General features: G+C 36.0%; 23 protein-coding genes and 1 tRNA gene. 17 read left to right on the top strand and 7 right to left on the bottom strand.

Annotation, left to right across the window (positions count from 1 at the left end):
• Positions 1–157: 157 nt before the first annotated feature.
• The 12 genes from asnB to BUA89_RS00065 all read left to right on the top strand — a co-directional run bounded on the left by asnB (position 158) and on the right by BUA89_RS00065 (position 12473).
• Positions 158–1831, top strand: coding sequence for an asparagine synthase B (gene asnB, locus BUA89_RS00120; RefSeq protein WP_072952601.1), 1674 nt, complete (start codon positions 158–160; stop codon positions 1829–1831).
• A 518-nt stretch (positions 1832–2349) separates the two neighbouring features.
• Positions 2350–3162, top strand: coding sequence for a hypothetical protein (locus BUA89_RS00115; protein WP_083531555.1), 813 nt, complete (start codon positions 2350–2352; stop codon positions 3160–3162).
• A gap of 205 nt (positions 3163–3367) precedes the next feature.
• Positions 3368–4774, top strand: coding sequence for an MFS transporter (locus BUA89_RS00110; protein ID WP_072952599.1), 1407 nt, complete (start codon positions 3368–3370; stop codon positions 4772–4774).
• A 251-nt stretch (positions 4775–5025) separates the two neighbouring features.
• Positions 5026–5901 (top strand): pirin family protein, encoded by an 876-nt coding sequence (locus tag BUA89_RS00105; RefSeq protein WP_072952598.1) that lies wholly within the window; start codon positions 5026–5028, stop codon positions 5899–5901.
• A 182-nt stretch (positions 5902–6083) separates the two neighbouring features.
• Positions 6084–6395 (top strand): GNAT family N-acetyltransferase, encoded by a 312-nt coding sequence (locus BUA89_RS00100; protein WP_072953255.1) that lies wholly within the window; start codon positions 6084–6086, stop codon positions 6393–6395.
• Positions 6396–6471: 76 nt separating this feature from the next.
• A complete protein-coding gene (locus BUA89_RS00095) occupies positions 6472–7374 on the top strand; it encodes a pirin family protein (RefSeq protein ID WP_072952597.1) in 903 nt (300 codons plus the stop codon).
• A gap of 18 nt (positions 7375–7392) precedes the next feature.
• Complete coding sequence (locus BUA89_RS00090; RefSeq protein WP_072952596.1) at positions 7393–7926, top strand: NADPH-dependent FMN reductase; 534 nt, start codon at positions 7393–7395, stop codon at positions 7924–7926.
• Positions 7927–7975: 49 nt separating this feature from the next.
• Positions 7976–8374, top strand: coding sequence for an OsmC family protein (locus tag BUA89_RS00085; RefSeq protein WP_072952595.1), 399 nt, complete (start codon positions 7976–7978; stop codon positions 8372–8374).
• Position 8375: 1 nt separating this feature from the next.
• The gene (locus BUA89_RS00080; protein ID WP_178362407.1) at positions 8376–8678 is read left to right on the top strand and encodes a GNAT family N-acetyltransferase; all 303 of its coding nucleotides are present in this window, start codon (positions 8376–8378) and stop codon (positions 8676–8678) included.
• Between the two features lie 113 nt (positions 8679–8791).
• The gene (locus BUA89_RS00075) at positions 8792–10231 is read left to right on the top strand and encodes a sodium:solute symporter (protein ID WP_072952594.1); all 1440 of its coding nucleotides are present in this window, start codon (positions 8792–8794) and stop codon (positions 10229–10231) included.
• 345 nt (positions 10232–10576) lie between these two features.
• Positions 10577–11428: a transketolase gene (locus BUA89_RS00070; RefSeq protein WP_072952593.1), complete on the top strand. Its 852-nt coding sequence runs from the start codon at positions 10577–10579 to the stop codon at positions 11426–11428.
• Positions 11429–11525: 97 nt separating this feature from the next.
• Positions 11526–12473, top strand: a complete 948-nt coding sequence (locus BUA89_RS00065) for a transketolase family protein (protein WP_072952592.1) — start codon at positions 11526–11528, stop codon at positions 12471–12473.
• Between the two features lie 238 nt (positions 12474–12711).
• Here BUA89_RS00065 and BUA89_RS00060 read toward each other — a convergent pair whose 3' ends face one another.
• The 5 genes from BUA89_RS00060 to BUA89_RS00040 all read right to left on the bottom strand — a co-directional run bounded on the left by BUA89_RS00060 (position 12712) and on the right by BUA89_RS00040 (position 19965).
• Complete coding sequence (locus BUA89_RS00060) at positions 12712–13125, bottom strand: nuclear transport factor 2 family protein (protein ID WP_178362406.1); 414 nt, start codon at positions 13123–13125, stop codon at positions 12712–12714.
• 6 nt (positions 13126–13131) lie between these two features.
• Complete coding sequence (locus BUA89_RS00055) at positions 13132–13656, bottom strand: TetR/AcrR family transcriptional regulator (protein ID WP_072952590.1); 525 nt, start codon at positions 13654–13656, stop codon at positions 13132–13134.
• Between the two features lie 462 nt (positions 13657–14118).
• Entirely contained in the window at positions 14119–14496 is a 378-nt protein-coding gene (locus tag BUA89_RS00050; RefSeq protein WP_072952589.1) for a hypothetical protein, read from the bottom strand.
• Between the two features lie 67 nt (positions 14497–14563).
• The gene (locus BUA89_RS00045; RefSeq protein ID WP_072952588.1) at positions 14564–15034 is read right to left on the bottom strand and encodes an Lrp/AsnC family transcriptional regulator; all 471 of its coding nucleotides are present in this window, start codon (positions 15032–15034) and stop codon (positions 14564–14566) included.
• A 134-nt stretch (positions 15035–15168) separates the two neighbouring features.
• Positions 15169–19965 carry a translocation/assembly module TamB domain-containing protein gene (locus tag BUA89_RS00040; protein ID WP_072952587.1) on the bottom strand — a complete coding sequence of 1599 codons (4797 nt, stop codon included), beginning with the start codon at positions 19963–19965 and terminating at the stop codon, positions 15169–15171.
• A 4-nt stretch (positions 19966–19969) separates the two neighbouring features.
• Here BUA89_RS00040 and tsaD point away from each other — a divergent pair, with 4 nt between their 5' ends.
• From tsaD to BUA89_RS00025, 3 genes are read left to right on the top strand one after another with little or no spacing between them, the layout of a single operon-like run.
• Entirely contained in the window at positions 19970–20986 is a 1017-nt protein-coding gene (tsaD, locus tag BUA89_RS00035) for a tRNA (adenosine(37)-N6)-threonylcarbamoyltransferase complex transferase subunit TsaD (RefSeq protein ID WP_072952586.1), read from the top strand.
• Positions 20983–21393, top strand: coding sequence for a hypothetical protein (locus tag BUA89_RS00030; RefSeq protein ID WP_072952585.1), 411 nt, complete (start codon positions 20983–20985; stop codon positions 21391–21393). The genes tsaD and BUA89_RS00030 overlap by 4 nt, the downstream gene beginning before the upstream one ends.
• Before the next feature lie 45 nt (positions 21394–21438).
• Positions 21439–22134, top strand: a complete 696-nt coding sequence (locus tag BUA89_RS00025; RefSeq protein WP_072952584.1) for an RsmE family RNA methyltransferase — start codon at positions 21439–21441, stop codon at positions 22132–22134.
• Here BUA89_RS00025 and BUA89_RS00020 read toward each other — a convergent pair.
• Together BUA89_RS00020 and BUA89_RS00015 are read right to left on the bottom strand one after the other, a co-directional pair.
• The gene (locus BUA89_RS00020; RefSeq protein WP_143152229.1) at positions 22131–22718 is read right to left on the bottom strand and encodes an XAC2610-related protein; all 588 of its coding nucleotides are present in this window, start codon (positions 22716–22718) and stop codon (positions 22131–22133) included. The genes BUA89_RS00025 and BUA89_RS00020 overlap by 4 nt on opposite strands.
• Positions 22719–22795: 77 nt before the next feature.
• Complete coding sequence (locus BUA89_RS00015; RefSeq protein ID WP_072952582.1) at positions 22796–23470, bottom strand: TrmH family RNA methyltransferase; 675 nt, start codon at positions 23468–23470, stop codon at positions 22796–22798.
• Positions 23471–23535: 65 nt separating this feature from the next.
• Between BUA89_RS00015 and BUA89_RS00010 the strand changes: the two genes are divergently transcribed.
• Positions 23536–24552 (top strand): asparaginase, encoded by a 1017-nt coding sequence (locus BUA89_RS00010; RefSeq protein ID WP_072952581.1) that lies wholly within the window; start codon positions 23536–23538, stop codon positions 24550–24552.
• 58 nt (positions 24553–24610) lie between these two features.
• A tRNA-Ser gene (locus BUA89_RS00005) sits at positions 24611–24697 on the top strand.
• The last annotated feature ends 217 nt before the right edge of the window (positions 24698–24914 follow it).

The raw sequence follows: 24914 nt of genomic DNA, 5'->3' as shown, positions 1-24914 counted from the left end.
GGTGAAAAAAATCAACTAAAATTATACTTTTTATTAAATTTAATTAAAATTTTACATTTAAATAAATTAATTAGTTAAAAATATAAACCAAATAAAAATTTTTGTTGTTAATTTTAAACCACCCTCATACTTTTGTTTCAAATTAAAATGATAAAAGATGTGTGGAATTGTATGTTTATTTGATGCCAAACAGAAAACCGAAATATTAAGACCTCAGGTTTTAGAAATGTCTAAAAAAATCCGTCACAGAGGTCCGGATTGGAGCGGAGTTTTTCAGAATGACAATGTTATTTTTTCTCATGAAAGACTGGCAATCGTAGATCCTACTTCAGGAAAACAACCTTTATTTACCAAAGACGGAAAAGTGGTTTTGGCAGTCAACGGAGAAATTTATAACCATAGAGAATTAAAAGAAGAATTTCCGGATTATGAATTTCAGACCCAATCGGACTGCGAAGTCATTTTGGCTTTGTACAGAAAATACGGAAAAGATTTTGTTGAAAAACTGAACGGAATTTTTGCCTTCTCTTTATATGATACAGAAAACAATGTCTATCTCATCGCCCGCGATCACATGGGAATTTGCCCACTGTATCATGGTTGGGACAAAAACGGAAACTATTATGTTGCTTCAGAGTTAAAAGCACTGGAAGGTGTCTGTAAAACAATTGAAACATTTTTACCGGGACATTTTGTGTACAGCAAAGACGGAAGCGAACTTCAGCAGTGGTACAAAAGAGACTGGGAAAGTTTTGATGCGGTAAAAGACAACGAAACCGATATCGATGCTTTAAGAAAGGGATTGGAAGATGCCGTTCACAGGCAATTGATGAGCGATGTACCTTACGGAGTTCTGCTTTCCGGCGGTTTAGATTCTTCGGTAATTTCTGCGATTACTGCAAAATTTGCAAGACAGAGAATTGAAAGTGGAGATACTCAGGAAGCCTGGTATCCTAGATTGCACAGTTTTGCGGTAGGCTTGGTAGGTTCGCCTGATCTGGCGGCGGCTCAAAAGGCGGCGGAGCATATAGGATCGGTTCACCATGAAGTTAATTTCACAGTTCAGGAAGGTCTGGATGCCATCCGTGACGTGATCTATCATCTGGAAACTTATGATGTAACGACAGTAAGAGCTTCGACTCCGATGTACCTTTTGGCAAGAGTCATTAAATCGATGGGGATAAAAATGGTACTTTCAGGGGAAGGTTCAGATGAATTATTTGGAGGATATTTATATTTCCATAAAGCTCCGAATGCACAGGAATTCCATGATGAAACAGTGAGAAAATTAGGAAAACTCCATCTTTATGACTGCCTGCGAGCCAACAAAGCTTTGATGAGCTGGGGAATTGAAGGGCGTGTTCCTTTTTTAGATAAAGAATTTATGGACATTGCAATGACGATCAATCCAAAAGATAAAATGGTAAGTGCAGCTGAAGGAAAAATTGAAAAGTGGGTTTTAAGAAAAGCCTTTGAAGATATCCTTCCGGAATCTATTGTCTGGAGACAGAAAGAACAGTTTTCCGACGGTGTTGGATATTCCTGGATTGACACTCTAAAAGCAGTGGCTGAAAAAGAGGTAACCAATGAAATGATGGCGAATGCAAAATTCAGATTCCCAATAAACACGCCTCAAAACAAAGAAGAATACCGATACCGAACAATTTTTGAAGAACATTTCCCAAGTGAAACAGCCGCGGCAACTGTGCCTTCTGTACCTTCAGTTGCGTGCTCTACTCCAATTGCCCTGGAATGGGACGAAGCTTTCAAAAATATGAATGACCCAAGCGGAAGAGCAGTGAAAGTGCATGAAACTTCTTACGAGGAATAAGGCTTTTTGGGTCGGAGAATCAGCAGGTTTTGGAATTGATGAAATAAAGATTTCTTTACCCGTTGTTCATTTTGGAAAGTAAGTGCCCAATACCTCTGTTCTTGTTTTACTTGTTTGAATGAAATGCCTTTGTTTATCTTTTATTAAAAATTGCTTTATTTTAATAAGCTTTGTTTCGCCTGGTGATAATTTAAATGCAAAGAAAGAATTGATTTTAATTACTTGGAACGAAGATAAACAAAGGCATTTCACTTAATTTCGAAATACAAAGATTCAAAATGCACAACAGGTATTTCTTTTTTATCTTTTATGTTTAAAAATTGAGAATTCTTAATATTAAAAAAAACAAATTTTAAGCCTTACATTCTACCCTTCACCATAAATTTTATTAATCCTGTAGCAATACGGGATTTTCTTTTGAATTAACGATAATAATATTGTCAGAATTTAACCGTTAATCAAAAATAATATCTAATAAATAATTATATTTGGAAAACGAAAATATCAATTATAAAAAAATGAGAAGAAACATTACTATCTTATTTGCTTTATTATCCATGACTTTTGCTTTTGGACAGGGGAAATACGGCAAATATCTTAGCTCCAAGAAACTGGCGATGGTGTATAAGAGCGTTAAGGATCAAGATAAAGACGACTTTTATCAGCAATATTACTGGTTGGTAAAAGCCGAACAGCTGAAAACGTATCCTCACCTGAAAGAGGTAAAACCAAAGGTTTTATATGAATTTGTAAAAAAAGTAAACCCTCAGAATCCTACGAAAAAACTTGATGAAAGAGGAAAAGAATTAAGAGCAACTGCTGAATTATCTTTAAATCAGTACTTCAAAAATAAAAATCTGGACAACAATGCTGTATTAATGTACAATATTGAAACGTATGTAGATCCATCAAAAGGACAATATTATACAAAAGTGGATGCTGAAAAAATTAAGGAACTGGTTCCTAAGGAATTATTTGCATTCAATTCAAACAATAGAAATACAGGAGAAGACAAGACTTACTATCTATGGATCGACAAGTCGAAAGACGATTTCAACATTGTAGATATTATCCCGGACGAGAAAGATAACAAAGCTTTTTATGCGAGAGTGAAGCAGTATCTTCCAAGCTATAAATTCTCCAAATATGTTCCTTCTGTAAAAAAAGGTACAAAAACAGACAGAACAGATGCAGATTTTTATTATATCATGCCGTTTGAGCAAAATACAGATAACATAGAATACAAAACAAAAGATTTCAAAAATTTCGAATTGAGCCAGTATAGAAAAGCCGGTGATGAGTGGAAAGGAGTAGAAAAACCTAGAAAATAAATCAAAAAGTCCTGTGAAGTTTCGCAGGACTTTTTTAATTTTATAAGGATTTTATCATCCAAGTAATATCATTATGTCAGTTCGAGTAATTTTCGTAATGAAATGAAGAAAATATATCGAGAACTATTTCTTGAATTTCTCGATACGATTTTTCAAATCTACTCGAAATGACGTGGATTTATTAATACAGAAGAGCCAGAATAAAATGTCAGAAGTAATTTCACAACCCAACAATTCAATCAAAAAAGTACTCCCGCTGATTCTCGCAACAGCGATTTTCATGCAGATGCTGGATTCCACCATCCTGAATACCTCTTTACCATCTATTGCAAAAGACCTTCAGGAATCTCCACTGAATATGCAAAATGCCATCATCAGTTATGTATTGACATTAGCTGTTTTCATGCCTGCAAGCGGCTTTTTAGCAGACCGGTTCGGAACAAAAAAAGTTTTCATCTTTTCTCTGATACTTTTCAGCTTGGGTTCTTTATTTTGTGCATTTTCGCAAAATCTGACACATCTTGTTATCTCAAGAGTCGTTCAGGGCGTTGGCGGAAGCTTAATGACACCCGTCGGAAAATTAGCCTTAATTAAAACTTTTGACAAAAGCGAATTATTAAAAGCCATGAACTTTGCCATTATTCCCGCATTGATCGGGCCTGTTTTAGGACCGTTGGTCGGCGGATACATGGTAGATTATCTTTCCTGGCACTGGATTTTTTTAATTAATATCCCCATTGGTGCCCTAGGAATTATTTTAGCTTTAAGATTCATGCCCAACTATAAAGCGAGTGAAGTAGATTTTGACTTAAAAGGCTTCCTGATCTTTGCAGCTGCTTCCCTCCTGCTTTCCATTTCGTTGGAACTTTTTGGAGATCTGCAAAATACCACTCCGGTTTTGGTAATTTTTATTTTAGGATTTCTTTTTATGTATTATTATTACAGACATGCGAAACGCGACAGCAGTCCCATTTTTCCTCTGAGTTTGTTTCAGGTAAGAACTTTCCGTGTAGGAATTGTAGGAAATCTTGCAACAAGATTAGGAATCAGCTCTATTCCTTTATTATTGCCCCTTATGATCCAGATTGCTTACAAACAGTCTGCAGTCACTTCGGGCTGGATTATTGCTCCGATGGCTATTACTGCCATGTTCGGAAAATCTTACGTCATTAAAATTTTAGACAAGTTTGGCTATCGGCAGACCTTAATGACAAATACTTTTGTGATCGGCGTTCTGATCTGTCTGCTGGCAATTCCTGATATCCATACCTCACTGTATTGGTTTATCCCTATTATTGCCGTATTAGGTTTTTTCAACTCTATCCAGTTTACCTCGATGAATACCATTTCCATTGCAGACCTTAGAAATTTTCAGACGAGCAGCGGAAACTCATTGCTATCAGTCAATCAGCAGCTTGCTATCGGATTTGGGATCGCATTTGGGTTAATTGTATTAAAAATATTCGAAAATACCGATCTCATTGAAGGAGAAATTCACAATGCATTCCGGTATACCTTCCTTACAGTTGGCGTTCTCACTATTATTTCCGGACTTGTTTTCAGGAGATTGCATATTTCTGACGGAAAAAACATGAAATCGAAAGAAGATTAAACCGGAATATTTTTTCAGCTAAAACATTTTTGATATTCTAAAATTTAAGGAGCTATTTCCGGCTTTCCACTATATCTTTTGAGGTACGGGCTCCGCTTCGCTTCGCCCGCACCCAAAAAGGATGCCGTTTCAATCCGGGCTAATAGTTGAACCAGAAACAAACTCACGATGCCGGATCTGTAACTCTTATCACAGATCAATGCAGGTGATTTCCAACTCAACTACCTTTGTTTCATAATACCAACAATATTATGACAACAAAAAAAATACAAAAAATAATCCCTCCGAAACCCGCCCATTTTGTGGGAGACGGTTTCAGAGTTCATAATTTCATTCCGGGAATTGCCGGTTTGGATATGAAAAGAATGGATCCGTTTATCATGCTCGATTATAATGCAAAATTTCATTTCAACGGGACAGACCAGCCGCGTGGTGTCGGAGTTCATCCGCACAGAGGCTTTGAAACGGTAACAATTGCGTATCAGGGTAAAGTACAGCACCACGACAGTGCCGGAGGTGGAGGAATCATCGGCGAAGGTGATGTACAGTGGATGACCGCTGCAAAAGGTGTTCTCCACAAAGAATATCACGAAACCGAATGGGCTAAAACCGGTGGAATTTTCCAGATGGTTCAGCTTTGGGTAAATCTTCCGTCTGTTTATAAAATGAGTTGTCCGAAATATCAGGCAATCAAAAATTCGGATATGACAAAAGTCGATCTTGGTGAAAATGGATTTATAGAAATTATTGCAGGAGAATATCAACAACAGAAAGGTCCCGCTTTCACTTTCAGTCCGGTTCACATGATGAATGCGAAACTGAAAAAAGGCGGAAAAGCAGACTTCAACTTCCCTGAAAATTTCAATACGGCAGCTTTGGTGATCGAAGGAAGTATTATCGTAAACGGAGAAGAAAAAGCACCGACCAACAATTTGGTTTTATTTCAAAACGAAGGAGAAAATTTTACAGTTGAAGCAACGGAAGATTCTATTGTTTTAATCATCAGCGGAATGCCTTTAAATGAACCCATTTACCCTCACGGCCCTTTTGTAATGAATTCCAGAGAGGAAATCATGCAGGCTTTTGAGGATTATAATTTAGGACGTTTTGGTTATCTGGCGGATTAATTTTATTCAAACTTATATTTTGAGTTATTCTTTTTCTTAATTTTATGTGATTGTGTTTTTATTGTACACTGTCATCCAGAACGAAGCGAAAGCGCAGTGATGAGTCTATTAACTGAATAGATTTCTCCTTCGTCTAAATGACAGCAACGCACAAAAAAAAATTAAAACAATCCAAAAAAATTATGAAACCAGAATTTGAAAATATCCCCTTAATCAACACCGGAAGCAGATTCGAAATAGAATTTAAAGGACATTCTGCTTTTATTGATTACCGTGAAATGGGAAGTCAGATCGCTTTAAATCATACTGAAACAGATTTGTTGATTTCAGGAACAGGTGCGGCCGCCGCAGTTGTAGAAAAAACCTTACGTTACATCGAAGAACATAAAAAGAAAGCACTGCCCTTCTGTCCATACGTTGCAGCATTCATTAAAAAAAATCCCGAATGGAAGCGTGTGGTAGACGAGAGATTTCATGGATACGACCAACTTTAATTTCATTAAAGTACCATGAACATTGAAAAATTTAATTACATTAGCTTAAACAAAAATTGAAAAATCACTTTATATTATGTCAAATATCGGACTTATCATAGAAGAAAAATCAGCAGATATAGGAAACTTTTTGGTGGGGAGATTATTGCCTTTCCGCGAAAAAAGAGCAGTCGGGCCTTTTGTATTTATCGATCACATGGGACCTTCTGAATTGAAAGATTATCAGAATCTTGATGTTCCGCCACATCCGCACATCGGGCTTTCGACTTTAACGTATCTTTTGGAAGGTTCCATTTTCCACAGAGACAGCATTGGAAGTGCTTTGGAAATCAAACCGGGAGCCGTGAACTGGATGACTGCCGGAAAAGGTGTTGTTCATTCCGAAAGAACTCCGGAATATTTAAGACATTCGGATAAGAACCTTCACGGTTTCCAAATCTGGGTAGGACTTCCAAAGCATTTGGAAAAATCCGAACCAACTTTCCATCATATTGAAGCAGACGAAATTCCGGTTTGGGAAGAAGATGGAATTCAGTACAAATTAATTGCAGGAGAAGCGTTTGGAAAAAAATCTCCGGTTCCTGTTCACAGCAAATTGTTTTTTATTGAAATTAAAACAAAAGATGCGAAAAAAATCAGCATCGGAAAAGATCTTTATGGAGAAGCTGCGATGTACGTTTTAGACGGAACAGTTTCCACAGACGGAAATTCTTACGGTTCAAAACAATTAATGATTGCAAAAGACACGAAATTGTGTGAATTCGACATGAGTGAAAACGGAACTGTTTATCTTTTTGGAGGCGAACCTTTCGACGAAGAACGTTTCATATTCTGGAATTTTGTAAATTCAGATAAACAACTAATTGAAGAGGCAAAAGTAAACTGGAATGATCAAAATCACGATGCTTTTCCTTTAGTTCCGGGAGATGAAAATGAATATGTTCCGCTTCCAAAGGCAATTTTAAACAGAAAGCCTTAAAATTTTAGAAATAATTACATGAAAATATTAGCATTTGCAGGAAGTACTTCTTCCACCTCTATTAATAGAGAATTGGTAAAATTTGTTCTAAAAGATTTTCCGAATGAGGAAATTAATTTAATTGATTTAAATGATTTCGACATGCCTGTTTTCTCTGTAGACCGCGAAAAGAAAGGTTTTCCGGATGCAGCTCACCATTTTTTAAAAGTCATTGAAGAATGTGACGTCATCATCTGCTCATTGGCAGAACACAACAGGTCGTACAGTGCCGCTTTTAAAAATGTTTTCGACTGGGCATCGAGAATCAATGTAAAAGTTTTTCAGAGTAAGCCGATGCTTTTAATGTCTACCTCACCGGGAGGATATGGCGGCGGGAATGTAATGAATACGGCAAAAACATTCTTTCCTAATTTTGGCGCCGATATAAAAGATACCTTTTCGCTTCCTAAATTTTATGAAAATTTTGATCTGGAAACCGGCGTAATTAATCCGGAAATGCTGAAAGAATTAAAAGACAAAATTGAAAATTTTAAAAATCAGATTAAAAACTAAAAATTTAGTGGGTTTTTATCATTACATTTCAACTTAATATTCAAACAAAATGGCCATTACTGTAAAAGCAAGTTTAGGAAAAGAAAAATATTATACCGAAGTTATTGCCGGAGAAAATACCCTGATCACCGATGAACCGGTAGACAAAGGCGGGCAAAATAAAGGCTTCAACCCGTTTGAAATTCTGGCAACTTCCCTGGCAAGCTGTACAGCAGCCACCCTCAGAATGTACATCAACCGAAAAGAATGGGAGGTGGAAAAAATAAATGTAGAAGTAGAGCTGGAAAATTTTCCTTTAACCAAAAGAGCAATCTTTAAAAGAGACATCAGCTTTGAAGGCACAAATCTTGATGATGAACAACTGAAGAGGCTTCATACGATTGCAGATGCATGCCCGATTCATAAAATCCTGACCAACGATATCGAAATATTAACCAAATTTTCATAATATGATTGACGTAAAACATAACAACGACGAAAAACACGGAAATTTTGAAGCTTCCATAGACGGAAACCGTGCAGGTTTAATGACCTATACCTGGGCCGGAGATGAAAGATTTATTATCGACCATACCGAAGTGGAAGAAGCTTACAACGGAAAGGGTGTGGGTAAAGAAATGCTTTTGGCTGCCGTAGATTTTGCAAGAAAAAATGGGAAAACGATTATTCCGCTTTGTCCTTTTGCAAAGGCTACCTTCCAGAAACATGAAGAGCTTCAGGATGTTTTGGTGAATCAGACACAAGCGCAGTAATTATTTTTTTTAAATTAAAAATACTGAAACCTTTCGGCTTATGATCCGGAAGGTTTTTTCTTTTTCAGCAGACCATAAAAAAACTATATTTGTAAAATTTTAATCGAGTAAATATGTCTCCAATTATATTATTATCCATCATTATCGTCTATTTTGCCTTGCTGCTTTGGGTAGCTTACCGTACAGGAAAAGGGAGTGATAATGAAAGTTTCTTCATCGGAAACCGTAAAAGTAATTGGATGCTTGTTGCCTTCGGAATGATCGGAACTTCGCTTTCGGGTGTAACTTTTGTGAGTGTTCCGGGCGCGGTTGGGAACGATAAATTTGCGTATCTGCAGATCACTTTGGGATACCTCATCGGATATATTGTTGTGGCTTACGTTCTTCTTCCTTTGTATTATCGATTAAAATTGACATCCATTTACGGGTATCTCCAACAAAGAATGGGACAGCTTTCTTACAAGTCGGGAGCCTGGATTTTCATTGTTTCGAGATTAGTTGGAGCGACTGCGAGATTGTATTTGGTGGTGAATATTTTACAGATTTCCATTCTGGATAGTTTGGGTGTCCCGTTCATTGTCACCACATTGATTATTCTTGCAATGATCATTCTTTACACGTATGAAGGCGGTGTAAAAACTATTGTCTGGACAGACACTCTACAGACTTCGTGTATGCTGTTGGGATTGATTATCTGTACCGTTTATATGTTGAATCATCTAGGATTAAATGTAGGAGAAAGTTTTGCTGCAATGAATGAAAAAGGCTACACAAAAATCTTTGATTTCGACCCGAATAATAAAAGTTTCTTTATTAAACAAATTTTAGCGGGAGCCTTCATCACGATTACCATGACCGGAATTGATCAGGAAATGATGCAGAAAAGTTTATCGGTAACAAAACTGAAAGATTCCCAGAAAAATATGGTTACACTTGGCTTTATTTTATTAGGTGTAATTTCATTATTCCTTTACATGGGAGGACTTCTTCACCTTTACGGAGCCGAACAAAATGTAGCAAGCTCCGGAGATCAGTTATTCCCTGATATCGCTTTGAATCACATGCCTCCGTTTATCTCCATTATCTTTATTATTGCTTTAATTTCGGCGTTATTTCCGAGTGCGGATGGAGCGATGACAGCTTTAACCTCGTCTTTATGCATCGATATTTTCGGGATGAGAGAAAAAAACCAGTGGGATGACGGAAAAAAAGAAAAGTTCAGAAAGAATGTTCACCTGCTTGTAGCACTTTCTTTCCTGATTATGGTGATTATTTTTAAAGTAATTAATGACAACTCCATGATTGGTTTAATTCTTAAACTGGCTGGATTCACTTACGGCCCACTTTTAGGATTATTCGCTTTTGGAATTTTCACGAAATATAAAGTAAAAGATAACCTAGTTCCTTTTGTTTGTATTGCAGCGCCGGTGATCTCTTTTTTTATCGATAAATATCAGGAAACATTTTTTGGAGAGTTTAAAATTGGACTGGAATTATTGATTATCAATGGATTGCTTACATTCTTTGGACTTTGGTTGATTAGAAAGAAATAATTATTTCAAGTTTTGGATAAAGCCAAGTTTGAAGTATATTTTTTTAAGGACTAAAGCCCGTTCCTATTGAATGTTGAATTGTAGATTTTTAAAGATTTATATAAATCATTAATTTACATTTTAGTTATCATTTCAAATAAGAAAAGCTTCACTTCTAAATTCATTGTATGGCCGAGATTCTTCCTTCGTCAGAATGACAAAAATGCTTCTAACTGACAGAAAAAAATAAAAATACTTATCATAAAGCAATTAAAAAATATTGAAATCCGGACATAAAATCCGGGTTTTTACATTTCCATAAGCCACTAAAAAATTGTAGCTTTGTCTGTATATAAACCCTATACAATGAGTAAAAGTATCGAAGAGTTGAAATCTCTTACTACACAAATCAGAAGAGACATTTTAAGAATGGTTCATGCTGTAAATTCCGGTCACCCGGGAGGAAGTTTAGGTTGTACTGAATTTTTCACAGCCCTGTACGGAAAAGTAATGAACTATAAACTCCCTTTCACAATGGAAGGTAAAAATGAAGATCATTTCTATCTTTCCAACGGACATATTTCTCCGGTATTCTATTCTACTTTGGCAAGATTCGGCTTTTTTCCGGTGGATGAGCTGAGAACTTTCAGAAAATTAGATTCAAGGTTACAAGGTCACCCTACCACTCACGAAGGACTTCCTGGTGTAAGAGTTGCTTCCGGCTCTCTTGGGCAAGGGCTTTCTGTAGCGCTTGGAGCTGCTCAGGGTAAGAAATTAGACGGTGACAACTCTATCGTTTATTCTTTACATGGAGATGGTGAATTGCAGGAAGGTCAAAACTGGGAAGCAATCATGTATGCTGCCGGTAAAAAAGTAGACAATATCATTTCTACCATCGATTATAACGGACAGCAAATTGACGGAAGTACTGAAAATGTACTTTCTTTAGGAAATCTTCATGCAAAATTCGAAGCTTTCGGATGGACTGTTCTAGAAGAGAAAAACGGTAACGATCTTGAAGCTGTTATCGCTATCCTTGAAAAAGCAAAAACTGAGACAGGAAAAGGAAAACCTGTAGTTATTCTTCTTCATACAGAAATGGGTTATGGCGTAGATTACATGATGGGAAGCCACGCTTGGCACGGAAAAGCTCCGAACGACGAGCAGTTGGATACAGCATTCAAGCAATTATATTTAGAAGCTCCTGCGGATTATTAATTATAAATGATAAATTATTAACGATAAATGATGATTGCAAATCTTTAAAATATCATTAATCACCTGTCATTTATCAATTATTAAAAACTTAAGTAAAATGAAATTTACATATACAGAAAAAAAAGATACACGTTCAGGGTTCGGAGCCGGATTAGCTGAATTGGCAGATAAAAATCCTAATGTTGTAGCACTTTGTGCAGACCTTATCGGTTCTTTGAAAATGGAGAAATTCATTGAAAAAGCTCCGGAAAGATTCTTCCAGACTGGTATCGCAGAAGCAAATATGATCGGTCTTGCGGCAGGTCTTAGCATTACAGGGAAAATTCCTTTTACGGGAACTTTCGCTAACTTTTCTACTTCTAGAGTGTACGACCAGATTCGTCAGTCTGTCGCCTATTCAAATAAAAATGTAAAAATCTGTGCTTCTCACGCAGGTCTTACGTTGGGAGAAGATGGTGCTACTCACCAGGTTCTGGAAGATATCGGAATGATGAAAATGCTTCCGGGAATGACGGTTATCAACCCATGCGACTACAACCAGACTAAAGCGGCTACTTTGGCAATTGCTGATTTTGAAGGTCCTGTTTACCTCAGATTCGGAAGACCGGTAGTTCCTGTTTTCATTCCGGAAGATATGCCTTTCGAGATCGGAAAAGGAATCATGCTTCAGGAAGGAACTGATGTAACGATTGTTGCAACAGGTCACCTGGTTTGGGAGTCTTTGGTTGCTGCCGATGAGCTTGAAAAAGAAGGTATTTCTTGTGAAGTGATCAATATTCACACCATTAAACCTTTGGATGAAGAAATCATCTTAAAATCTGTTGAAAAAACAGGGAAAATTGTAACTGCTGAAGAGCACAACTACCTTGGTGGTTTAGGCGAATCTATCGCGGGAATGTTGGCTAGAAAAAGACCAACAAGACAGGAATTTGTTGCGGTAAACGATACTTTCGGAGAATCTGCAACGCCTGCTGAACTGATGAAGAAATATAAAATCGACTCAACTGCAGTAAAAGAAGCGGTGAAAAGAATTTTAGATAAATAATTTCTTTTGAAATATATTTTGAAAAGCATCCGTTTTTGGATGCTTTTTTATTTTGATTTTTAGTTGGAATTTTGCAAAGACGCAATTTTTTTTTGATTTTTAATACTGTTATAAGACGCAAGAAATCAAAGATTTTCTTTTATGCATAATCAATTTCGAAGTTAAAATCCTTGCCCCTTAAAGTTTAATTAATAGAAAATAAAAGTCATTGCGCCTTTGCGAATTCCTACTAAAAAAACTATTTAAACTTTCGATCTTCTTCTTTTATCTCCAAATCATTAATGCTTGCATACCTTTTTGCCATCAGGCCATTTTCATCAAACTCCCAGTTTTCGTTGCCGTACGCTCTGAACCAGTTTCCTTCTTTGGTTTGATATTCATATTCGAAACGGACTGCAATGCGGTTTTCGGTATGTGCCCAATATTCTTTTTTCAGTTTATAATTCAGTTCTCTTTCCCATTTACCGCTGAGAAATTTCACGATTTCTTCTCTGCCGTTAACGAACTGATCTCTGTTTCTCCATTCGCTGTCGATGGTATACGCTTTGGAAACTCTTTCAGGATCCTGGCTGTTCCATGCATCTTCTGCTAATTGAATTTTTTCTAATGCTGTTTCTAACGTGAAGGGCGGGAGTGGATGTTTCTGTTCCATAATAAGTTAAATTAGTTGGGTGATTATTTTTTTTGCTTTTTCTATTAATTCGTTTGATTTAAAGAGCTGACTTTCAATGATACTGCTTTCAAATAAAAGATAAATATGATCCGATAAGTCTTTATCTTCCATTAATTCTGAAAAATAATTCCTGAGATCTTTTTTATGATTTTGAATGACCTTTAAAATTTTTACATTATCCGTAGGAATTTCAGAAAGAATGTTAAGGAAGCTGCATCCCCGGAAGTTTTCTTTTTGGTTCATGTAGATTAAAAAATCAAAAGAAGCCATCAGTTTTGATTTTACCTCTTTTTCTTTCGATACAAAGCGTTTCAGCTCATTAAACCAATAATCATGTCTTACGTTCAGAAACTCGACGCAAAGGTCTTCTTTGGACTTAAAATATTGGTAAAAGCTTGCCTTTGCGACATTCGCCTCAGCAATAATCTGATTGATTCCCGTAGAGTTGTAGCCCTGTTTAGTAAACAGTTCGAAAGTCGTTGCAATAATTCTTTCTTTTGGTGATGGCATGTTTTATTTTTTAACAAGTCAAAGATAGATTAAAATTTTAAATACAGACAGACTATTCTGTCTATAATTATAATAGGAAAACATCAATAGTTATTAAATTGTATAAATGTTAAGATCAGAATTTTTTTTAATTAAACTTGAAGATATTTCCTAAAGGGCACTTCGGTAAGCAAATAATATATTCTAAACTTAATTAAATGGAAAGACTTCGACCCTAGCCCCGATTGCAACGACATCCTTTTTGGGTACGGCTGTATCCCGAAACTTCGGGAGGAAGCCCTACCCAAAAAGATACAGTGGAAAGCGGGATTAAGCTCCTAATCAAAATTATATGAAACGTCGATATAAGTTTGGCTAAAGCCTCCCGAATTTGTAAATGAAAAAAGCGGACTAAAGTCCGCTTCTATTGATATTTAATATTTTAATCTTTAAGGATTTAATTCTTTAATTTAAATAGAAAGATTATTTAAAGAACTTCCACTTCGGGATAATAGCCAGCATCCCAAAACCTGTAAATAAGAAAAGATTGGTAACATCCGTATACAGGAAAGTTGAAAGGTAATAGCTATGCATAAAAAAGTGTAATACCAGTAAAGCAGGAAAGGCAAAGATCCCGATTTTTCTGTAAAAATACATCAGCACCAGACTTACCGCCATTAATGCATCAATTGCGAAAACAGTGTATGCATACCAGGCCGGAATATTCAATGTTTCATGTTGCAGGTATTCATCAAGATCAATCCCGAATCCCATTAGCGTAAACAACATTAAGGCTGCAAATGCCAGAATAAATCCCCATCCTTTTTTCGGATCTTCATCAAAATAGCTGTATTCTTCCATAGGTACAAAAATAAAGAACTTATGAGAGATTTCATAAGTTCTTTTATATAATTCGTTTAAAATTTGATTATACAGAGATAGCGTTGATCAGTCTGTTTTTATCACTCAAGAATTCTTCCATAGAAATCATACTTTCAGTTCTCATTACATCCTGAATATCATCTATCTGATAGATAATTCTTTTCGCATCATCAGTATTTTTAGCTCTTACTTTACAGAAGATGTTATATTTTCCGGAAATTACACTTGCTTCAATTACGTTAGGAAGTGTTGCCAACTCTTTCAAAACCTCCTGAGTTCTGTTAGATTTTGTTAACAAAATTCCGATGAAAGCTGTGAAGTGATAGTCTAACTTTCCATAATCGATGTTAAGAGATGATCCCAAAATAATACCTGCATCCTCCATCTTTTTCACTCTTACGTGAATTGTACCTGCAGAAACATCCATCTGCTTTGCAATTTCTGTAAAAGGCATTCTTGTGTTTTCTACTAAGAAATCAAGAATTTTCTTGTCTATTTCGTCCAGTTGATAGTTCATATTAGTTAAATTACAATTTCTTTAAAAAATCTACGTATTTTTTGCAAATTTATGAAAAATAATTTAACAAAAAAAATTATCTCAAACATTAACAATAATTAACACGGATGATAAAAATCATTAAAATATTCTAATTATTTACCGTCCGATTTTACAGAATCTGTTTTTATTTCCTGCTGCATCTCTGGTTGTTTTTTATCTTTTTTCTTCTTTTTGAAGATAGAATTAAAACTCTTAGTCCAGACAATACCACCTCCATACGCCTGATTGGCAGTACCGTTGGATCCGGCACCGTTTACCATACCGATATTGGATGGTTTGGAATATCCTCTTAATACAAGACTTCCGTCATTTTTTTTCGAAATATCATATTCTATCGTTCCTTCTCCGGAAAGGTAATTGGTTTGTGTATTCTCTGTTTTTGTTAAAGGAATTCCCAAACCTGTCTTCACCTTTATTCTTGGTGAAAGTGCAAAGCTTACTCCTGCATTTGCCCTGTCTCCCGTATTGGAATATTGATCTCCTTTTACATAATTAAGGTCGATCTGGAATTCGTTACTCATTGCATTCAAAACAGAACCTAATTGCTTTAAAAGTATATTATATCCTGAAGATTCCGCTACTCCTGCAACATCCACATCCACTCCACCGGTATTGGAAACATTGAAACTGCTTAGTAACAGCACCGAACCAAACTGAAGAACCTTCTCCCCTTCCTGACTCATTTTTGCCGCCAGCGTCTCTTTTACCTGGCTGGAAACATCGAGTGCCGTTACATTAAGATCTACTTTCGGATCTACAAGAGACTGTGTAATATTGGCCTGAAGCAAAATACTGATCGGCTGAATACTCCCCATATTCAGATACTCTCCTGCGTTGGAAACCATTCTTACATAATTGGCTGTAATATCAAGAGCAGGCTTCATTGCATCACCATCCCAGCGGATGCTGCTGCCTTTTTCGATCTGGAAGGTTTTATTCAGAATAGCTTTTGAGATAAAGGTTCCGTTATCGACTCTATACGTCCCGTTCATGGCAATATTTCCCTGTCTGCTCATCTGGAAGCGCAGTTTTTCGGCCGCACCTTTTACCATGATGCTACCGACATCATCTCCAATCAGAACGTTTACTGTAGTCCCTTTATCCACATCCAGAGCAAAATCGATATTCATATTGGCTCCGGATTTTTTCTTTTCATCAAGCGTTACCAATCCGTTTTTTCCTTCTTTTAAGAACCTCAGCATTTTAAATTCTTCCACATTCGAAGTTGAGCCTGAATTAAATGTAAACGTACTTCCGCTCAAAGCTTTCATATTCGGGGTTGATATGCTTAAACCTGAAACAGGTCCGTCCACATATAAGTCTCCCTGTCCGTAAACTCTTCCCCAAAACAGGTCGAAATCTTTCTGAGTGGTATTCAGCATCAATAAATTATCAGCTCTCATTACCAGGTTGACCCCCATCGAAGAAAGAGTTTCAAACTGGATCGCACCCGAAATATTTCCTTTAGAATTTGTTCTTCCGTCGTGTACTTCAACATTATTCAGGATTGCCAGACCTCTGGTTAAAGGAATGATCGTATCGTCGAACGAATAATCGACTCCTGTAAACAGTAATTTTAATCCAAAATCCTTTAAAGCAATATCCCCGCTATAATCCAGATCACTGAATTTTCCTGCAATTTTAAGATCACCTGTAGCTTTTCCTCTTAAATTCCCAAAAACCGTAGTGACAAACTGCTGGGCGAAAGCTACATCAAATTCTCTCATTTCTGCCGTAAGATCGATAGTAGGTGAAGCTGTGTTATTATTTACCGTTCCGGTAACATGAAGGCTGTTATTTCCTATAATACCTGCAGAATTTACTTTTACATCAACATCATATACATTCAGAGAATAGCTGTTCGTGGCAGAAATCGTGATATCTCCCATGTCATTTCCGTTCATCATGATGTCATCGATCGTCATATCAACTAATGGCTGAAGCGTATTTTTGTCCATCTTGATCTGAACATTTCCGTTGGCCAGACCTTTGATATTCATAGCATTTCCGCCTGCCTGCATTTCGAGTAGTTTTTCGATGGCGAAATTGTCGACTTCAGCATCTACATAAAAATCTTTAGCAGATTTGAACTGAGCTTCTTTTATAAACAATGCGCTGTTATCCGAGAAAACTCTAAGATTCTGAATATCAAAATCACCCTCTTTCTTCCGATAGGTTATGGAATGATTAAGATCGGGACTTGTATCAATGGCCCAGGTTACATCATTAAATTTAACTTCCGTCGGTTCAAACCGGAATACAAAATCACCTCCTGCATTGGTCGACTGATTAACATTGATTGCATATTGCTTCAGATTATCATCCAGTTCATCCTCCGGGCTTCCGTGTTTAAATTTTGTAGCTAAATGAAGAATCGAGTTATTTTCATTTCTTCCGCTTAATGTAATATCTTTAAGAACATTTTTATTATACAAAACCCGACTGATCCTTGCATAGATCTGCTCATCAAGATTTGCCGTGTTAATTCTCACCATCACACTGTCGACCATTGCACTGTCTTTGGTGATTTTATCTCTTTCATTGATTTTATATTCAGGATTTGCTGCTGCCAATGCTTTATCAGCTTCTGTAATTTCCTGAGTCTTGGTCATGATATATTTCAAAGAAGCGGCATCAAGATTTAAGATAAGATTATTTGAATTTCCATCATACTGACCTTCCACTTTTGCTCCCTGAGGAATTTTAAGATCCGGCAAAAAATAGCTTACCAAACCCTGCTGAACATCAAAATCCATAGCAAAGTTCTGACCTCTGTATAATTTTCTCGGAGCCGGACCGACTAAAATTTTGTTTAATCCGTTTTCCACCATTCCTGCAAGATCTGCAAGATTATATCTTCCGGAAATTTTGCCGTTCACCGCTCCCGGAGCATCAACATCGATCAAACGACTGCCATTTTCAACGAAAGTTTTTACCTTAGCATTTGGGATAGAATATTTCTGGGTTGCCGTGGCAAAATTAATTCCGTTGGCTTCAATATCCAACGTTAAATCATTAACAGAAGTCATTGCCATTTTACCGTTTACCTTTCCGCTTACGATCTGGTTTCCGGGCTTATCGGTGAAATAGTTCATGTTTAAATAGTTAACATCGGCATCCACGTTCATAGAAATTCTCGGAGTACTGAAATCAATCAAACCTTTTACCGTAGCCTTGGCTTGCTCATCGTTAATGGTAATTAAACCATTGTATTTTTTATGATCCAATAATCCGTCCAGATACAGATTATTGATCTCTTTATTCATAATTTCAATACTTGAAATCTGAGATTTTGTCGTTAATCTCATGGTATTGACATCGAAACTTTGTCCGTTGATATCAAACCTTCCGGAAATCAATCCAACCGATTTATTTTTGGTAATCACAGAAGTATTTAAGTCTTTTACTTCCGCAATTCCGACGTATTTTGGCATAGCTGAACTGTATTCAGTCAAAGCAAAATTTGTGATCTTGGCCTGCCCGATTCCTGTCATCAGATTTCCGCTGGAAACATACACCCGATTCGGATTTACACTTGCCGTTCCGTTGTATTTCAGTTTTCCGAAGTCATCAGCAAAATTCTTCATTTTTTTAGAAATAAATGAAGGCATCATTGCTTTAAGATCTTTATAGGTAAAATCTGCAGAAAGATTGTTGGTTTCAATTAAGAAATTACCTTTCAGCAAACGGTCTACGTTCATTGTCTTCGTAGCAATGTTCACATCAGGATTTCGGATGAGGAAATTATCCAGCTTAAAATCATTCAACGGCCCCGTCATTGCGCCGGAAACGTTGAAAGGTTTGAAATTATCCCAGTTGGTTACAAAATAGCTGATGTCATAGCCACTCAGCTGGCTTCCCTGCTTAAGATTCATGTCCCATTTCACTTTATCAGCAAAATCTGCCCAGGATCCATCGTCATGAAGATTGAATTTGATGTCGCCCTGCAAAAGAGTATGATCGGTATTTAAAGTCAATTCTTTTAAGAACAGATATTCCGGGGTCATTGAAAGTTCTGTCGAAAAAGTATCTACAAAATGAGATTTTCCCCATCTTGTTGTGATGAAAGACATATTATTAATTAAAGCTGAAATATTTCGCCCGTTGACTTTTACATTCGGAGCTTTGAGGTTGAAATTTTTTGCGGTAAGCCATTTCCCGGCTTCTCCGGGAGAATTTAAATTAACAATAGAAACTTTGGAATCAATGATCTGAAGCCTAGAATTTAACTGAAAAGGTGGTTTACTCGGGTCCCTTTTTTTCCCGTTGTCGAATAATTGGGTAAAGCGGATAAAGTTTGAAATACTGTCGCCTTTATAGGTAATGACTTTAACATCAGCATTTTTTAAGGTCAAAGAATTGAAACTTAAAGAATTATTTTCGCCGATATTTGTTGCCAAAGAAAACCAATCCGAATTTGCGGTGAACTCTTTAACTGTAATAAAATTAAACCCTTTATTATCTTTAATCTTCAGACCTTTAATCTTTACATTACCGAAAAAATTTACCTCAACACTTTCGGTTGACATCTGTGCTTTGAAATCCCGGTTAACAAGCTTTAAAGCCTGATCGGCAGCCCATTGCTTAGTAACAGGAAGATTAATCGTAATAAAAATGGCAGCCACCAGGCTAAGGCCAAGCCAAAAGAGAATCAGTAAAAGTTTTGCCCACCAGGAATAGCTTGTAACATCTTTTACCGCCTGTTTTCCGAATTCTTCGGCAGTCTGAACAGGATGATGAATCGCATCTGATGCCAGCTCAGATGCTTCTTTAACTGTTTCTTTTACAATTCCTTCCGCATTTTCAACAGCTTTATGTACCTGATCACCTAAGTTTCCAGCTACTGATTTTTTGTTCTCATTCTCGTTATTATTCTCTAACTTTGCCATTATTATGAGCGACTCTATAATTTTAGGTATTGAATCGTCATGCGACGATACATCAGCAGCTATCATCAAGGGAAATTCTATTCTTTCGAATATTGCAGCGAATCAGGCTATCCATAAAGAGTATGGAGGTGTAGTACCCGAACTGGCTTCGCGTGCGCATCAACAAAACATTATTCCCGTTGTTGAAAAATCTTTAACTAAAGCAAATATACAACAAAATGCAATTTCTGCGATAGGATTTACACGTGGCCCTGGACTTTTGGGATCTCTTCTTGTAGGAACTTCATTTGCTAAGTCTTTGGCAATGAGTTTGGATGTTCCGTTAATTGAAGTAAACCATCTCCAGGCGCACATTTTAGCCCATTTCATCGAGGATGCAAATCCTGTGCCGCCAAAGTTCCCTTTTCTGTGTCTTACGGTAAGCGGCGGGCATACCATGATTGTTTTGGTGAAGGATTATTTTGAGATGGAAATTATCGGAAAAACCATTGATGATGCAGCTGGAGAAGCATTCGACAAAATTGGAAAAATCTTTGATCTTGATTATCCTGCTGGTCCTATTATCGACAGACTGGCAAAAGAAGGAAATCCTGATGCTTTTAAATTTAATAAACCTAAATTAGAGGATTACGATTATTCTTTCAGTGGTATTAAGACTTCTGTATTATATTTTATCCAAAAAGAAGTTAAAAAAGATCCTGATTTTATTAAAAACAACATGAATGATCTTTGTGCTTCCGTGCAGAAAACCATCATTGAAATTTTGATGAATAAATTGGAGAAAGCAGCAAAAGATATGAATATTAAAGAAGTTGCGATCGCAGGAGGAGTTTCCGCCAATTCAGCTTTAAGAAAAGCAATGCAGGATAATCATGAAAAATTAGGCTGGAATATTTACATCCCAAAATTTGAATATACAACCGATAATGCTGCGATGATTGCCATGGTGGCTCAGTTGAAATTTGAAAGAGGAGAATTTACGGATTTAAGAACTTCCGCAACGGCAAAGTACGATCTATGAAAATATTGTTAGAAGAAAAAGTACTTGGAACTCATTCTAAGAAAAACTCAAAATATTATTGGGTATTGGAAACGATTACAGGTAAAAATGATGTTACACAGGAATTTGCAGAAGACGATTTTCAGATGACAAGTTCGGAAACGGGATATATTCAGAACATCAAAGAAGAAATTCTTGAGAAAATAAATGCTGAGAATGTTTTTAGTTTTCATTATGAGCCGAAAGAAGGAGATTATCTATCGATTAAAAACAATCTGAGAAAAAATGAATATCTGAATATGATTTTCCTGAATAATGTTTGGGTTGAGGAAATTTACGCGTGTACTTACCGTGATTGTGAAGGCGATGTTTACACGACTATAAAAACCGGAGTGGCATTTTTAAGCGAAAATGAAATCTACTTTTAATCATTACTTATCAATAAAATTCGGGCATATTCTAAATATTTAAATATGAAACTTTTTTTTGGAGAAATAAATAACGGAAAAGCAATCATCAACGACGAAGAACAGCAACATATTGTAAAAGTTCTTCGTATGAAAAACGGAGAAGAAATCCATGTGACGGATGGAAAAGGAAATCTGGCATCCGGAAAACTTCTGATTGAAGGCAAAAAAGCAAATATTGATGTTGATGAAATTAAATTCGATTTTCCTGATTTTAACCCCAAACTTCATATTGCAATCGCTCCCACGAAAAATATAGACCGTATTGAATTTTTTGTAGAAAAAGCTGTTGAAATGGGAATTTCCGAGATCACGATTTTACAAACCGAGAAAACAGAGCGTAAAAATATCAATATCGATAAATTGAGAAAACAGGCGATTGCGGCTTCTAAGCAAAGTCTGAGATTTCATTTTCCTGTTATTAATGATTTAACTAAAATTCAGGATTTTCTGAAAAATATTAATCCCGAAAGTACTTTTATGGCGCATTGTCATGAGAATTTGGAAAGAGTTGATTTAAAAGAAATTCCAAAGCCTGAAAATATCACGTTTTTGATTGGTCCTGAAGGAGATTTTTCTGAAAAAGAGATCTCGTTTTTAGCTGAAAATAATGTTAAAGCCGTCTCATTAGGCAACCAAAGATTGAGAACGGAAACGGCGGGGATTTTTGTGGCGGCTTGGAATTATAATATGATGATTTAATAATCGCCACCTTCCACCTCTTCTGAAGTTTTTATAAATTTTCCGTTTTTGTATTTATACGTTTCAAAATGATATTCTGTGGGACCAACATGATATTTGGAAATAATCTCTTTACTTCCTTTATTGATTACAGGACTTAAAATACTACTAAAAGATTGACAAAAATCGTATTTCTTACTTTTATTGTTATAAATCCATAAATAATATTCTGCATTCACCATCCCAACAAATTTTATGAGTTTAATATCCTGATGACCATCAAAATTCCAGTCTTCATGGGAAGAGAAATCAAATTCATTATCATGAAAGATAAACGCAGAATCTTTGGGAATTTTTATTTCCTGTATAAGTTTACCTGATTTAAGAATTTTTATTTTTCTAAAATTGACAACCTTATTTTTCTGCTCTTCACAATAAATTTTATATTTGAAATTATTGTTTGCTTTCTCAATAATATATTTGTTAACAATTTGTGATCTCTCTTTCTCTTCTTCCTGCTGAATTTTTAAAATTTCTTCATCACTCAGTTTCTTTTCAGGCTGATTATCTCTTATAACTACAGGAGAATCCTGTGTAGGTTTCATTTCAGCTGAATTTACTTCTTCGGCTTTTTTACACGAGAAAAAAGTGAGTAAAACAAGTAAGAAGATATCGATTCTCATTAGCTAAATTCAATATTATTATCCTTCAAATATTTATCAAAAATCTGCTGCCCGCTTCTGATCGAGTTTACCGCCCAAAGAATTTTCTTTCTTAACAATTTTTCTTCGTTTAATTTATAATCAATATCAGATTTTATCAATTTTTGCTTTAATTCATACATGCAAATTGAAGCAGCTACCGAAACATTAAAACTTCTTGTAAAACCATACATCGGAATCGCCAAAGTTTCATCCGCAAAATCCAGAATTTCCTGAGAAACACCTTCCATTTCGGTTCCGAAAACCAAAGCAATGGGTTCTGTAATTTCGTATTCAGGTAACATTTTTGCGTTGTTCTCCAACGAGACCACTACTATTTTATACCCTCTGTCTTTAATTTTTTGGAAAGATTCTAAATTTCTTGGCATTTTTTCTACCTCAACCCAAGTATCAGCGCCTTTTGTAACACGTAAATTAGGCTCAAAACTATACTCTTCCTGCAAAGCCACCACTTTATGAAAACCACAGGCTTCCACAGAGCGTACAATCGCTGCCGCATTTCGAAACTGATAAATATCTTCCACCACAGGAAGCACAAAGTCTGAACTTTCAGGTGAGAAATGTTCAATTTTAGATAATCTTTCTTCGGTTAAAAACTGCTTTAAATACTCAAAAGTTTTTGCTAAATCTTCCATTCATTTTCAAATCTTTGCAAATTAACGTAATTTTGGTCAGATTTAAAATTCTAGAAAAGTCCTGTATGAAAAGAAAAGTCCTGTTGATATATACTGGTGGAACCATTGGTATGGAGAAAGATTATGAAACCGGAAGTCTTCGCGCCTTTGATTTTGGAAATATTTTTGAAAAAATGCCCGAAATGAAACTGATGGAATGTGAAGTTTTTGTACATCCTTTCGAAAAACCACTCGATTCTTCTGATATGGGACCTAATGAATGGAGAATGATTGCCAATCTTATCTTTGACAATTATAAAAAATACGACGGCTTTCTGATTCTTCATGGAACGGACACGATGTCCTACACGGCTTCAGCATTAAGTTTCATGCTAAAGGGATTAACAAAACCTGTGATTTTAACAGGTTCACAGCTTCCGATTGGAGATTTAAGAACCGATGCAAAGGAAAATCTGTTGACAAGTTTATATTATGCAAGCTTGTACGAACAAAATGAAGCAGTTATTCAGGAAGTTGCGATTTATTTTGAATATAAATTATTAAGGGGAAACCGAACGCTGAAATATTCTGCGGAGTATTTTGACGCTTATGCAAGTCCGAACTACCCTATTCTCGGACAATCCGGGGTTCATTTAAATATTATTAAAGATAATCTTCACCGTCGTGATCCCAAGATTGAATTTCATGTAGATGATCATATTTCTGAAGATATTATTTTTTGGAGAATTTTTCCCGGAATGAATTTGAAACATTTCAAGGAAATTCCTAATATGAAAGTTCTGATTCTTCAGGTTTTTGGTTCGGGAACGATTTTCAGCAGTGAAAAAACAGTGGAAACACTACAGCAAATCCGAAATAACGGGACTGAAATCGTAGTGGTAAGCCAGTGTATTTCAGGAGGAATCTCGTTCGGAAAATATGAAAACAGTAATATTTTCTCAAGAATTGGAGCCATCAGCGGAAAAGATATTACGGCCGAAAGCGCCATTACAAAAGCAATGCATTTAATTGACAATCCTAATTACGAAGGAAGTTTTGCCGATAATTTTGCAAAAAGTCTTTGTGGAGAAATTACCGTATAAAATCGAATGAATAATTTGCATATTCAAGAAAATACTCTATTTTTGCAGTCTCAAATAAAGAGAGGTGTCCGAGTGGTTGAAGGAGCTACCCTGGAAAGGTAGTATACGGGTAACTGTATCGAGGGTTCGAATCCCTTCCTCTCTGCAATAGACTTGTAAATCAATGATTTATGAGTCTTTTTTATTTTACAATGCCTTTATTCTAAAGTCTTTAACAATTCCTTTGGATCAGTCTCAAAAGTTGGGGAGAAAATAAAAATAGTAACTTTGTGGAATGTTAAATGATGCTGAAATTCTGAAATTATTCTTACCCGAATTATTAATTGAGCACTTTGAGATGATGAAATTTGAGGAGGAAAATA

This window comes from Chryseobacterium arachidis (genome assembly GCF_900129245.1).
In the GTDB taxonomy this organism is placed as follows: Bacteria; Bacteroidota; Bacteroidia; order Flavobacteriales; family Weeksellaceae; genus Chryseobacterium; species Chryseobacterium arachidis.
This window is presented reverse-complemented; position numbering and strand designations above follow the sequence as displayed.